At 33.8% G+C, this 13,318-nt stretch carries 11 protein-coding genes and 1 pseudogene; all 12 read right to left on the reverse strand.

Translation table 11 applies throughout. From position 1 onward, the window contains the following. Positions 1 to 25: 25 nt before the first annotated feature. Positions 26 to 652 (reverse strand): annotated as a pseudogene (locus MTX13_RS05800) (carbonic anhydrase). 12 nt (positions 653 to 664) lie between these two features. Further along, on the reverse strand, positions 665 to 2,533 hold the full coding sequence (locus MTX13_RS05805; RefSeq protein WP_250433447.1) for a SulP family inorganic anion transporter: 1,869 nt from the start codon (positions 2,531 to 2,533) through the stop codon (positions 665 to 667). A gap of 137 nt (positions 2,534 to 2,670) precedes the next feature. Further along, positions 2,671 to 3,300 carry a carbonic anhydrase family protein gene (locus MTX13_RS05810; RefSeq protein ID WP_250433448.1) on the reverse strand — a complete coding sequence of 210 codons (630 nt, stop codon included), beginning with the start codon at positions 3,298 to 3,300 and terminating at the stop codon, positions 2,671 to 2,673. 10 nt (positions 3,301 to 3,310) lie between these two features. After that, a complete protein-coding gene (locus MTX13_RS05815; RefSeq protein WP_250433450.1) occupies positions 3,311 to 4,135 on the reverse strand; it encodes a universal stress protein in 825 nt (274 codons plus the stop codon). Positions 4,136 to 4,146: 11 nt separating this feature from the next. Further along, positions 4,147 to 5,727 carry a SulP family inorganic anion transporter gene (locus MTX13_RS05820; RefSeq protein WP_250433451.1) on the reverse strand — a complete coding sequence of 527 codons (1,581 nt, stop codon included), beginning with the start codon at positions 5,725 to 5,727 and terminating at the stop codon, positions 4,147 to 4,149. A 90-nt stretch (positions 5,728 to 5,817) separates the two neighbouring features. Then, positions 5,818 to 6,102, reverse strand: a complete 285-nt coding sequence (locus tag MTX13_RS05825) for a hypothetical protein (RefSeq protein WP_250433452.1) — start codon at positions 6,100 to 6,102, stop codon at positions 5,818 to 5,820. 58 nt (positions 6,103 to 6,160) lie between these two features. Next, positions 6,161 to 6,919, reverse strand: coding sequence for a tetratricopeptide repeat protein (locus MTX13_RS05830; protein ID WP_250433453.1), 759 nt, complete (start codon positions 6,917 to 6,919; stop codon positions 6,161 to 6,163). Positions 6,920 to 6,924: 5 nt separating this feature from the next. Then, positions 6,925 to 8,694 (reverse strand): BatD family protein, encoded by a 1,770-nt coding sequence (locus MTX13_RS05835; protein ID WP_250433454.1) that lies wholly within the window; start codon positions 8,692 to 8,694, stop codon positions 6,925 to 6,927. Between the two features lie 46 nt (positions 8,695 to 8,740). Beyond that, positions 8,741 to 9,586: a tetratricopeptide repeat protein gene (locus MTX13_RS05840; protein ID WP_250433455.1), complete on the reverse strand. Its 846-nt coding sequence runs from the start codon at positions 9,584 to 9,586 to the stop codon at positions 8,741 to 8,743. Between the two features lie 65 nt (positions 9,587 to 9,651). Continuing rightward, positions 9,652 to 10,689, reverse strand: coding sequence for a VWA domain-containing protein (locus MTX13_RS05845; RefSeq protein WP_250433456.1), 1,038 nt, complete (start codon positions 10,687 to 10,689; stop codon positions 9,652 to 9,654). A 2-nt stretch (positions 10,690 to 10,691) separates the two neighbouring features. Further along, the gene (locus MTX13_RS05850; RefSeq protein ID WP_250433870.1) at positions 10,692 to 11,696 is read right to left on the reverse strand and encodes a vWA domain-containing protein; all 1,005 of its coding nucleotides are present in this window, start codon (positions 11,694 to 11,696) and stop codon (positions 10,692 to 10,694) included. Continuing rightward, positions 11,696 to 13,318 carry a hypothetical protein gene (locus tag MTX13_RS05855; RefSeq protein WP_250433457.1) on the reverse strand — a complete coding sequence of 541 codons (1,623 nt, stop codon included), beginning with the start codon at positions 13,316 to 13,318 and terminating at the stop codon, positions 11,696 to 11,698. Before MTX13_RS05855 ends, MTX13_RS05850 begins: the two co-directional genes overlap by 1 nt.

A 13,318-nucleotide genomic window follows, 5' to 3' on the forward strand; every position in this document is an offset into this window, starting at 1 on the left:
AAGTCAATATTTAGTGACTTTTAGTTTACTCTAAATGATAAATCTCCATAATATCTTTCAAGTATTTTACGAAATTAATATTGAGGTCAATTAGTTTTCCCTTTGTGAACATCAAAAACCCAACCATGAACTTTTAACTCTCGATCTCTATATGCTTTTTGAACGGCTGCGGTTTTAATAAGATTGACACATTGTTCCTTAACATTAAGCTCTACCAATCTATCATACTTCTTTTCATCATCTTGAATTGCATTTAGTTCGTCTTTATGAAGCCTATAAACATCTCTAATATTTCTTAACCATCCATTTAAAACGCCCAAATCTGCAGATTGCATAGCAGCCTTAACACCTCCACATTCATAGTGGCCACAAACTACAACATGATTTACTTTTAAATGTGAAACAGCATATTCTACCACTGACATAGCATTTAAATCAGTTCCTGAAACCATGTTTGTAATATTACGATGTACAAACACTTCTCCAGGTTCTGCTCCCATAAGTTCTTCGGCCGTTACACGACTATCTGAACAACCTATGTATAATAAATCAGGACTCTGGCCTTTTCCTAATTCATCAAAATAATTACTCTTGACATTCAGCTTCTCCAGAATCCATTTTTTTTGTTATCAAAAACTTTATCAATGTTCATATGCTTTCTAGCCTAATATGTGTCTTTAATATTTTCTTTTATCCAGATTAAACAGGATTTAAAATTCTTAAAAATATGTTCTTTAGGTATCATATCTGGAATAATGTCAATGCGTTCCATCATATATTTTGGCTGCTTGAGTAAGTCTACAAATAAGACGGTAATACCTTTACTGCTTAAATCTTGTAATATATCTTCCATAGCATATAATCCAGACTGGTCCATGTATTGCATACGTCCTAATCTTAAAATTACAGTTTTAGCCGTATTGGGTATTTGAAGTGCTAGCTGTTGAAAATCGCTTGTAGATCCAAAAAACAAAGGTCCTTTTACGTGTTTAATGAACACTTCTTCTTTAAGATTACTTGGGAATTCAGATTCATCAGCCCAAGCTTCTTCTTTTAAAGGCTTAACATCAGAACGTTCGGCTGTTAAATCACCTATTTTTTTCATAAACATAAGTGATGCGAATACTAATCCAATTCCTACTGCATATACCAGATTCCAAAAAGTAGATAATATAAGAACTACCAACATTATAACAACTTCTGAACTAAATTTAATAGGTCCTAACTTAATGTCTTTTGGCAAACTAGGAATTGCTTTCAAGCCTTTATAATCCATTACACCTATACCCACAGTAATTAAAATTCCTGCTAATACTGCTGCCGGAATTCTTGAAGCCAAATTGGGTAATCCAGGAATTAACAAAATACACAATAGCAGAATACCAGCTATCATTCCTGAAAGTCTTGTTTTTCCTCCAGAATTAATATTAACTACTGTTCTAATGGTTGCTCCTGCACCTGGTATGCCTCCAAATAAAGCTGCAATAGAATTACCTATACCTTGCCCAACTAATTCTTTGTTAGGTTTGTGCTTGGTTTTGGTCATATTATCTGCAACAACACTTGTTAACAATGAATCTATAGCTCCTAACAAAGCCAAAGTAAGTGCGGTAAATATATATGGCGTAATTGCTTTGAGTTTAAAGCTTGTAATGATTCCCAAGTTTGGTATAGGCAGGCCGTCAGGAATTTGCTCTATAGGTTTATAGTCTAGTGCAAAACCCATTGCTATACCAGACATAACAACTAAAGCTACCAAAGTACTTGGCACTGCTTTTGTTATTCGTTTAAAACCATAAATAATTATAATTGTTCCTATTGCCAACAGCAATTCCAACAAATTAATATTCTGTAATGCCCTTGGTATTACTTTAATTGCTCCTAAAGCACCTGACGCTTCTTTAGCTGCCAAAGTCTGTGACTCTCTTAAAATTTCTTCTTCAGAAATAAGGTGTGCACGATCAATGGTTTCCTTAAAATCTTCAAGAACCAAAATACCTTCACCGGCTTCTTCACGTAAAATATTTTCAAGGATTAATTCTTCTGCTTCTGGTTTAAATTGCTGAACAAATTCCATGTCTTCTTTCGGATAGTAACCTAAAGAAGGTAGTACTTGAGTAAGTAAAATAATAACGCCAATTGCTGTCATGAACCCAGAAACTACAGGATATGGAATATATCTAATGTATTTCCCCAAACCAATGGCTCCTAAACCAATTTGCATGAGTCCAGCCAATAAGAAAACGGTTAATATAGCTGGCAAGGCTTTATCTACATCACCATCGTTATTAGCAATAATCCCAGCAATGACAACCATGCTAACAGCAGTCATAGGAGCGGTTGGGCCAGAAATTTGTGTGTTTGTACCACCAAAAAGAGCTGCAAAAAAACTAATAAAAATTGCACCATAAAGTCCTGCATCAGGTCCTAAACCAGACGAAACTCCAAAAGCTAGAGCTAGTGGTAAGGCAACAATTCCTGCGGTAATGCCCCCAAAGGCATCACCTCTTAAATTTGAAAATAGTTTATTCATTTAAAGTTGACTTAAGTCTTGCCCCAATTTACAGTTTTTTTATTGTTTTCACCTTCCATTAAAATAAAAAAGCAGCCCCTATTATTAATAGGAACTGCCTAATATTAAGTTATAGTATTAAGCAATTTTATTTCATTCTATTCATAAAAAGTAACTTCACCAGTATTAATATCATACATGGCACCAATAATCATAATCTCGCCTTTATTCTGCATATCTGCCAAAACTTCACTTTCTTTCACGATTCTATCTATTGTTAATTGTACATTTTTGGCGGAAACATTATCAACAAACTCTGCATTTTTAGAGTTTCTTAAACTTGGATCTTGAGGTTCTGAAACAGCATTTACAGCTGGTTTAATTTTACCCAACATGCCTGTTAAGTTTCCTAGTTTAGCATCATCACAAGCGCCTTTTACAGCGCCACAACTCGTGTGTCCCAATACTACTATTAGTTTTGTACCAGCTAATTTGCAGGCAAACTCCATACTACCTAAAATATCCTCATTCACAAAGTTACCAGCTATTCTTACACTAAAAATATCGCCTAAACCTTGGTCAAAAACCAGCTCGGCTGACACTCGCGAGTCTATACAACTTAAAATAGTTGCAAAAGGAAATTGACCATCACTAGTATCGTTAACTTGCTCCAATAAATTTCTGTTTGCTTTTAAATTATTTTGAAATCTTAAGTTTCCTTCCTTTAAAAATTGCAATGATTTTTCAGGAGTCATTGTCGCTTGTGTTTCTTTAGTATGTGCTTTCATAATATTATTATTAAATGGTTTTTGAAAAGTTTTTTTGATTCGATATTAATAGTGAAATATCTAACTGATTAATTACACTTTTAATATCTGGTTGATTTAAGCCTTCATTATTGTTTTCTTTGAAGTTGCCATCTATCAAAAGTAAATCGACCTTGCTTTTTGACAGATAATTTGTCAAATTCTGAACTGTATTACCACTACGTTCAAAAACATATTCAACAGTTTTAAATTCTGTTGTCGTATTATTTTCTAGCAAGTTATCACCTTTACTGACAACCTTAAAAGATTTTAGCGGTTTTTTTGTGCGCTCGAAGAGCTCATTGACAAAGTCAATATTTAAAAAAGGATTCTTACCATCAAGAAAGCCTAGGGATAATTGGTCATTAAACTCTATTGTGCTTTCATTCCCTGAAATCAAAATAATTCCCTTAAATGTGTTTAACACAAAATCTGTTACATTATCTCCTAGTCTGAAAGGATTTGATTTTCTTTTTCCCAAAACAATGATGTCTGGGTTGTGCTTATTAATGTAATCTTCAATTTCATTTTTTACATTACCAAAAGTATAGCTATAATTGATGGTTACACCATAATTCCCCTTTGTATGACTAACAAATTCCTCTATTCTTTTTTTGGTTATAGTATGCTTTTCGCTAATTGTTCTAAAAGTCGATAATTGACTTTCTCTTTCAACAACATCGGTTGGTTTTTTTACATGAAAAAAATTAATTTCTCCGTCTATCACTTTAGATAGATTTGCTGTGTTTTTCAGTACATTATTGGTAGTGTCTTTTAAATCTGACAACACCAAAATTTTATATTTCTGGTTTTTCATTGTCAATAGATTTAAGCACTTTTAGGTCTTAACTTAAAAAATTCGATAAAACTTTCAGGGTTTTCAACAACACCTCGTTCAGACACTAATTGAATATCAATGTTTCGTTCTTTAGCTTTAAAAGCAAAATCGTCTAGAATTTCAATAATGTCATTATCCAAGTACCTGGTCTTTCTAACATCTAATTCTAAATAGGTATCCATAGGTAAACTATCTAACTCTTTTAAAATAGCTCCTTTGTTGAAAAAAGTAACTTCTTCTGCAAGCGTCATTTTAATTTTGTGCTTTCCATTACTTTTATCCTCAATATGCAAAAAGTGTGAGTTTTGATAGCTTTTAATTAAAATTACAACAATCCCTACAGCTAATCCAAGACCTATTCCAACTAATAAATCGGTGAAAACTATACCGACTACTGTTACAGTGAAAGGTATAAACTGCTTCCATCCTAAATTATACATTTGCCTAAATAATGAGGGTTTAGCTAATTTAAATCCAACTATAAATAAAACTGCCGCTAGTACCGACAAAGGAATCATGTTTAGCAATCTAGGTATTAGAATTATTGAAATAAGCAAAAAGAATCCGTGAATAATAGCCGATGCTTTAGTACGACCACCAGACTGAATATTTGCAGAACTTCTCACAATCACTTGAGTAATAGGTAATCCGCCAATAAGTCCTGAAATAACATTTCCGGTACCTTGAGCTAATAATTCCCTGTTTGTTGGTGTGACATTTTTGTGAGGGTCAAGCTTGTCCGTTGCTTCTACACAAAGTAAAGTTTCTAAACTAGCTACCAAAGCAATTGTAAAAGCTACAATCCAAACTTCTGGATTGGTAATAATAGAAAAATTAGGAAAACTAAACTGACCTAAAAAAGAATCCATGTCTTCTGGAACTGGCACACTAACTAAATGTGATGATTCAATTCTTAATATATCATTTGATTGTGTTAACACAAAGAAAATAATACCTACAATAACAGCAACCAAAGGGCCTTGAACTAGTTGAAAAAACTTACCCTTTTTAGAAAGCACCTTGTCCCAAAGTAATAATATTCCAAGTCCAATTATTCCTATTAATGCAGAGCCTGGTGTAATATGGTTTATGGCGTTTATTATTTCAGAAAAAGTAGTTTCTCCATCAACCTGGAAAAATGCAAAATCCCCTTCTGGGTCAGAATCATAACCAAAAAAATGGGGTATCTGTTTAAGAATAATTATTATTCCTATTCCTGTTAGCATACCTTTAATAACCGAAGAAGGGAAATAGTAGCCTATAATCCCTGCTTTTAATACGCCAAAAATTATTTGAATAACACCTCCTAGAACAACTGCAACTAAAAAGTTTTGGTAGCCACCTAAAGTGCCAATTGCTGTTAATACAATAGCTGCTAAACCTGCAGCTGGCCCACTTACTCCAATTTTGGACCCACTTAATCCTCCAACAACAATACCTCCAACAATACCGGCTATAAGTCCTGAAAACAATGGCGCTCCACTAGCTAGAGCAATACCTAAACACAATGGTAGGGCAACAAAAAACACGACTATACTCGCTGGCAAGTCACTTTTAATATACTTAAACATTTTATAATAAAGATTTTTAGTCACCCTATTGTTTGATAGACTGACACAATTAAAAAAATAGATTGGGTTAAACCCTTCTTAAAAACGAAATTATAAAGTGCTTAATTCGGGAGGTGGAGAAATTAAATTAAGATGAGGTTTTTGGTAATTTTTAAAAAAATATCCTGAATTTTCTTGAACAACAGCAATAGATATATTCTCTGATTCAAAATTATTGTCGGTAAATGCCAATTTTAAATTTTCGTTTTCTTCTTCGGTAACACTATAGAAAATGGATACATCTACTGAATCATCTACTGCAATAATTATTGTTGGCGCTGTAATAAACGCCAAAAACAAAATAGAGAATAAAATTGCAATAGTTTTCTTACTCATATAGTAAACTTGAAATACAAATATACTATTTCAGCTTGGGAATACTGTTAAATTACCATTAAAATCTATTTAACAACTTAATATCATTAGACGGGATCCATCCCATCTTTCCGTCAGTTAGTTTAATTTTTTTCCAGTTTTCAACCGTGTCCAATACTTGTACTTTGGTTCCCTCGTGGAGCCTGAAAGCTTCTTCGCTCCGTAAGTTAGGTTCGCTCTTTACTTTTGATTCTTGAGTAAAAACTATGGCAGGATTATCCGCTTTATCTAAATTGTATTTATGAAAGGCCGATACCAATGAACCCAACATTAAAAACAAACAGGCAAACCCAAAAGTAAATGAAAACCGTTTGGTTTTAGTTCCTTCAGACATTATGTAATTAATGAATAATACAACGCTTAACACTACAAAACAAATAGCTATAATTGCCCAAACATCAAAACTTAAAACACCAGATACATTGTTTAAAACTTTAGACATGCCCACTTCAGGAATAACATCAATAGCATCTAAAGTCATGTTTTTTGCAAAATTCAAGTTGTTTTTTATTTCAGAATCATTAGGTTTTAATTGTAGTGCCTTTTCATAATAGTATACACTTGGCGCAATATGGTTTAATTTATAGTGGGCATTACCTAAATTAAAATATAATTCGGCTGAATGCTCATCAGTCTCCAGTATGGCTTCATACTTTTTAATGGCGTCTTGATACTTTCCTTCATTATAGAAAGTATTTCCTTGTTCAAATAAGGCCATATTTTGAGAAAAACCTAAAATACTGAACAAAAATACTGTTATGTATAAATACTGTTTCATAATCCTTACTTAACCTCCTTATCAATAACTGCAATTGTTTTAGCTGCTAAATCATAATCTTTCTGCATTTCAACCTGGGTAATTGGCGTGTATCTTGCTAGTTCACAACTTTCTAGAATACCAATAAAATCTTTTATTGTGTTATTGTCAACGCCTTTTTCATTTAATAAATTAGTAATCTTGTCTTTTGCAAACTCACTAGTCTCAATATGGAGTTTAGCTTTCAAATAGTTATGTAAGGCTTTCTCTAAAGCAATGTAAAAGGCCTCTTTATTTCCCAGTTCTTTTTTGGCCTCACTCAAATACTTTTTGGCTAACTTATCAGCTTTTCTAATTTTATTCCCAAAGACATCAGCTTGCCTTTTCTCTTTTTGCTTTTTAAAGACTATTACCAATGGAATGGCCAAAAATGGTAATATCATAGCCGACCAAAAAGCGGTTGATTTAAAAAAGTGCTTTGGTTTTATAGACGTAAAAGCTGTATTTGTTTTAACAAAGGCAAATTGATTATCATTTAGCACAACGCGTTGTTTGTTCCCGTTTACTGATGTAATATCTTGAGCACTGTTACTTGTTGGACCCTCTAGGACATCAATTACAATTTCGTTGGAATTAATGGTTTTGTACGATTCTGTTTTTAAATCGAAATACGAAAAAGAAATACTAGGAATAGGATACTTTCCTTTGTATTGAGGCACAACCGTATAACTGTCCGAAATTGAACCTTTCATTCCGTCTAAATTTGTATGGACATTTTCGGAATGTTCGGGTTCATAAACCTCTAAAGAACTTGGTAAATTCAATTTGGGGAGCTCAAAGAGTTTTAAGTTTCCAGTTCCAGAGACCTCAACTTTTGCTTGTAGCGATTCTGAAGCGTTAAGTTCATATTTTGAAGTAGTAACCTTAAAATTAAAATCGCCAACTGCCCCTGTGAAATCTATTGGCTTGCCTCTTTCAGGTAGTGGCTTTACATTAATTGTCCTTTTACCGGCTGATACCGTTTTATGAACCTGATTCAATAATCGTGCTCCAAAAATATCGCGCCTATTGGTAGGCACATCAACTGTTATATCAAGACTTAAAGGTTCTATCTCCAATTTTCCTGTTTTTTGTGGATATAGTACCGTTTTTCTTAAGACTACATAACGGTAATCTTCTCCCTTATAAGTTCCGTTAAGAACTTTAAGCCCTTTAATATCTATATTCTGACTCCAAAAATCACTGTATTTTGGATTATCTATCTCACGCCAATTACTAACACCTGTATTTGGGGACACATATAATTTATAAACTACTGTAATAGCTTCATTTAAATACGGATTGGATTTTGAGACTTCAGCTACTAAATGAATGTTTTCAGAAGCAATATATTCAGCATTGTTACCATCTTTTGGTTTTTCTACAGCCGATGTTACCGTAACTTGAACAGGTGTTGTTTTATAAATTTCACCATCAATCTCTATTGTAGCCTGCTTTATGGTAAAGGTACCTTGGCGTTTTGGTGCCAAAAAATAGCTATAGGTTTTAGAATACGACCGTTTTCCGTTTATCCATGAATTACTAACAGCTTGGTTAGGCCCACCAACCACCATAAAATTTGCAAAATCTGGTGGATTAAAATTATCGCCATCCTTGTTCATTTCAAAATCAACACGAAGACGTTCGTTTATACCCAATTTTTTTTTGCTAACCTTGGCTTCAAATGTTACTTGTGCACTTACCAACGTTGTGGCAAGCATAAACAAAAGTACCTGGAAGTGTTTTAATGGTTTCATAATTCCTTAAATCAAAATAAACTTCAATACAATCTAAAATGGTGTTTTACCAATCTTTTTCAGATCTTACTTTAGCTCCTTTTGTTTTTTCTGCATTTATCTTTTCTTGAACTTTCTCTTCTTGGTTATTCATGGCCTCCAATAAGTTCTTTATTTGTTGAGGCGACAATTGCCCTGGTTTAGGTTGAGGCTTTTTTTGGTCTTGCTCTTTACTTTCCTGGTTTCCGTCTTTATCTTTCTCGTCTTTTGGATCGCCTTTATCATCTTTTTCGTCTTCGCCTTCTTTCTTATCTTGATCTCCCTTATCTTTTTGGTCTTCCTTGTTTTCGTCTTCGTTTTCTTTTTGATCTTCTTCTTTCTCGTCTTGATCCTTATTCTCGTCGCTCTTATCGTTCTGATCTTTGTTTTCGTCTTCCTGATCTTGTTGATCTTGTTGTTCTTCAGCACATTGCTTTGCTAATGCAAAATTATATCGGGTCTCTTCATCAGAAGGATTGTTTCTCAACGCATTTTTAAACGCTTCGACAGCTTCTTTGCACTTTTTATTTTGCATTAACACATTGCCTATGTTGTGATAAGCTTTATGTTTTTCTTCTTTGGTATTTGCTGCTTTAGCAGCTTGCTGTAATCGGTAAAAGGCTTCGTCAAAATTGCCTTTTTCGTAATAGGAGTTGGCTAAATTATAATTTCCAACAGCCATATTGGGTTCTTTTGAAATAGCCTTACGGTATTCCATTTCAGCACTAATATAATCATCATTAGAGGCTAATTGATTGCCTTCGTAAACTAACTCTTTAGCTTGCTCAACAGCCTTTAATTGCTCTTTCCCATTGTCTTGGGAAAAGGCATTAAGCGTGCAAAAGGTCACTATGTACAATACTATGTGCTTCATACAAACAACTAAATTATAAAACTACTGGTTTTGAATGCGTTAATAATTTTATAAAATTAATCTTCTTAAAGGTTCTCATTAAATAGGTTAAGTTTTTTTAACCATGCTGTTTTTCGTTCTAAAAGGAAAACATCTATGAATAGCAAAAAAATAGCCAAGCCCACAAACCACTGAAATTGATCTTTAAAATCGGCAAATTGTTTAGCTTCAAATTCCTTTTTATCCATGTTATTTAAAATGTCTCTAATAGACTCTACAACTTCATTGGTATTACGCCCGTTAATATAAACACCGTTGGCTTCCTCGGCAATATCCATAAGGGTTTTTTCATTAAGCTTGGTTATAACCGTCTCACCATTTTGATCTTTCTTGTAATTTAGAATTATACCATTACGCTTAATAGGAATTGGCCCGCCTTTTTCATCTCCTACACCAATGGTAAATATGCGAATGCCTTCTTCACTAGCTTCTTCTGCAATACTCGCCGACACTTCGCTATGGTCTTCACCGTCTGAAATGATTATTAACACCCTATTGGTTTGCTCCTCATCATCATAGTAGGTTTTTGCCAATTCTATAGCTTCATTTATAGCGGTTCCTTGTGAGGAAAGCATATCGGTGTTCATGCTCTGTAAGAACATTTTGGCAGAGGCGTAATCTGTTGTAATTGGTAATTGTGGAAATGCTTTCCCAGCATAAGCAATTATTCCAATTCTATCGCTTGCCAAATTATTAATGATTTGGGTTACCAACTGTTTTGACTTCTCCAATCGGTTTGGCGCAATGTCTTCGGCCAACATGCTTTTTGAAACATCAACAGCAAAAACAATGTCAACACCTTCACGTTTTACAGTTTCTAATTTTGTGCCTATTTTGGGATTTACCAATGCAATAGCCAATGCAGCAATTGCCAAACTTACAATCGCCAATTTTAGTACTGTTTTAAATACCGATTGGTTTGGGCTTAAGCGCTTTAAAAGGTCTTTATCTGCAAATTTTCGTTGTGCGCTTTTTTTCCAAAGATGCAAAACGATATATATCAGCCATATTACAGGTATCGCTGCTAAAATCCAAAACCATATTTTTTCTTCTAATTGATACATGCTTAAATAAAACTCCTAAAAATAGTTACACGCATTAATAATTCCAGACATAATAGCAATCCAGCTAAAATGACTAACGGCCTATATTTTTCTTCGTAATTGTAGTATTTAAATTCCTCGATTTCTGTTTTCTCTAGCTTATTGATTTCCTCATAAATTTCGGCGAGCTTTTGGTTGTTTGTTGCCCTAAAATATTTTCCACCAGTTGCATCGGCTATTTCCTTGAGCAATTCCTCATCAATCTCAACTTGAACCCGACCATATTGAAATTGCCTATTAGATTTAATACCTATGGGTGATAGTGCCATACCATTGGTTCCTAAACCAATAGTGTAGACTTTTATGCCATATTCAACGGCTAACTCACTAGCAATTTTCGGGTCAATAAATCCGGTGTTGTTCACACCATCTGTAAGTAAAATAATTACCTTACTTATAGCTTTACTGTCCTTTAAACGATTGACTGAAGTAGCTAGCCCCATACCAATTGCAGTACCACCTTCAATAATAGTATTGTATTGAATGTCATCCAAAGAGCGCAACACAATAGCCTTATCACTTGTAATAGGTGTTTTAGTATAACTTTCTCCTGCATATTCAACCAAGCCAATTCTATCGTTTGGACGGCCTTTTATAAATTCGGCTGCAACCTCTTTAAGAGCCTCCAGTCTATTTGGTTTTAAATCTCTTGCCAACATACTGGCAGATACATCAATTGCCATAACAATATCTATACCACGTGTTGTTTTGGTCTTGGTGCTTACATCAACCGTTCTAGGTCTAGCTATAGCCGTAATTAAAGCTGCCAAAGCCAGTAGACGTAATAAGAACAAAAAATGTCTGAATTTTGGCAGTATAGATGGTGTTGCCTTAAAACCTTTTAAGCTTGATATTTTTAATTCGGCAGTTTGTTTTTGAAATTTAAAAACATACCAAATTATCGCTAGTGGCAATAGCAATAACAACCAAAAGAGCTCTTTATTTAAAAATTCAATTCCTTCAAACATCATTCGGCAGCGGGTTTAAGTTCGACAGAATTCAAAATTTTATTTACAATTTCTTGGGCATATTCATCTTCTTTATGATACGTAATCATAATCTGTTGTATAACATTTTGAGATGTGAAATGCAGCATAATGTATTCGCCATCAACAAACTTATCTGAATTAGGATAAGGGAAACTCGCTGAACCGTGGGTTTTTAGTCCTTCAGCACTATTTGGTGTTATAAATTTGTCCGTTTTAACCAAAATGTTTTCAACGCCCTTATCCTCCAATTGTGAAATGGCTTTTTCTGAAACTTCTACTAAATCAATGGTTTCGTTAGCTTCGTGGTTCTTTAAACTCGCCGTTGTTAAACTAATGCTTAAATCATCCAATACATCACCATATCTAAATTCCGTAAAAGTAACTGGTGCGTCAACAATGTTAAGACTGTCTGTTTCTATTCGTTTTAAAACTACAGGTGTTGAAATAGTAATTGGTGGAAAGCCATAGGCACTTTGTACCCATTCGCCTTCCAAGAGTTCTAAATTATCATTTCGTAATAGCGTATCTGTGACGTATTTGAACCCGTATTTTATTCCAAAACCAGCAAATGTAGCTGCCATAATTCCAATTACAACAACGGCTGTAATGATTATTTTTTTACGTTTCTTTTTGCGTTCTTGAGCTTCTTTATACTGCTGGTCTAAAAGCTTTTCTTCTTCAGTTGGCTCTGGCAATACCTCTTTAACGTGGTCTATTTCAACCGCTACTGTTTTTCTGTCTAGTTTTGCCAATTCTTTATCTGGAGCTGATTTGGCAAACTTTACCAAATCGGCACGTTTAAAAATGCTCTCCAGGTTTTTTATTGTGTCCTGACTTAAATCTATTTGATTACCGTCTTTCAACAATTTTAATCTAGATATCAGTTCGTCAGTTGTGCTTTCCAAAGCATGATCGTAAACCTTTTCGTCTAAATATTTTCTGATTGCCAAAGTTAATTCAGAATAATAAGCTTTAAATTCATCTTGCTCTAAATAGTTGCTCTTATCTAGTTTTTCAAGAGCTAGTTTCGCTCTATCATAAGGTGGCAATAAAGCTATTTTTTCTTCTTCTGTCAATGGTTTTTTACGCCAAATAAACCAATAAAACAACGATGCTATTAAACCTATGGCCAATAGAACAATTAAAAGATTGCGCAACCAGTTACTTTTACCTTTTTCAACTTCAATTATTGGTTTTATATCGTAAAGTCCTTGCTTTGTGGTATCAACAACTACAGGATTTACTATCACTTTTAAAGAATCTGTAAAAAAGGTTCTGTCTCCAATGACTACTTTCTGTCTGGGAATGGTGTAAGCGCCAGAATCAAACTGTGTTAGACCATATTTTTTTATCAGATTAAATTTAGCATCTTGTTTTGTGGTATCAACATCATATGAATCAATAACCTCCAAAGGCATAAAGGTTTGTCCTTCAGGAAAAACTACCAAGTTTGTGGAATCTGTATCCACTTCAATCTTATAGGTTATTTGTTCACCTATTTTTATGTTTGTAGTATCGATTGATGATTTGACTTGGGCGTAAGAGAACACAGAAAATAGAATACAGCAAAGAGTCCAAACAAAACTTCTTAATTGTTTCAT

Source organism: Hanstruepera flava (assembly GCF_023634025.1).
In the GTDB taxonomy this organism is placed as follows: Bacteria; Bacteroidota; Bacteroidia; order Flavobacteriales; family Flavobacteriaceae; genus Hanstruepera; species Hanstruepera flava.

What these genes read in the sequence shown, in the direction of transcription:
- MTX13_RS05805 (WP_250433447.1), bottom strand. Translation starts at nt 2,533, where the DNA reads ATGAATAAACTATTTTCAAATTTAAGAGGTGATGCCTTTGGGGGCATT.
- MTX13_RS05810 (WP_250433448.1), bottom strand. Translation starts at nt 3,300, where the DNA reads ATGAAAGCACATACTAAAGAAACACAAGCGACAATGACTCCTGAAAAA.
- MTX13_RS05815 (WP_250433450.1), bottom strand. Translation starts at nt 4,135, where the DNA reads ATGAAAAACCAGAAATATAAAATTTTGGTGTTGTCAGATTTAAAAGAC.
- MTX13_RS05820 (WP_250433451.1), bottom strand. Translation starts at nt 5,727, where the DNA reads ATGTTTAAGTATATTAAAAGTGACTTGCCAGCGAGTATAGTCGTGTTT.
- MTX13_RS05825 (WP_250433452.1), bottom strand. Translation starts at nt 6,102, where the DNA reads ATGAGTAAGAAAACTATTGCAATTTTATTCTCTATTTTGTTTTTGGCG.
- MTX13_RS05830 (WP_250433453.1), bottom strand. Translation starts at nt 6,919, where the DNA reads ATGAAACAGTATTTATACATAACAGTATTTTTGTTCAGTATTTTAGGT.
- MTX13_RS05835 (WP_250433454.1), bottom strand. Translation starts at nt 8,694, where the DNA reads ATGAAACCATTAAAACACTTCCAGGTACTTTTGTTTATGCTTGCCACA.
- MTX13_RS05840 (WP_250433455.1), bottom strand. Translation starts at nt 9,586, where the DNA reads ATGAAGCACATAGTATTGTACATAGTGACCTTTTGCACGCTTAATGCC.
- MTX13_RS05845 (WP_250433456.1), bottom strand. Translation starts at nt 10,689, where the DNA reads ATGTATCAATTAGAAGAAAAAATATGGTTTTGGATTTTAGCAGCGATA.
- MTX13_RS05850 (WP_250433870.1), bottom strand. Translation starts at nt 11,696, where the DNA reads ATGTTTGAAGGAATTGAATTTTTAAATAAAGAGCTCTTTTGGTTGTTA.
- MTX13_RS05855 (WP_250433457.1), bottom strand. Translation starts at nt 13,318, where the DNA reads ATGAAACAATTAAGAAGTTTTGTTTGGACTCTTTGCTGTATTCTATTT.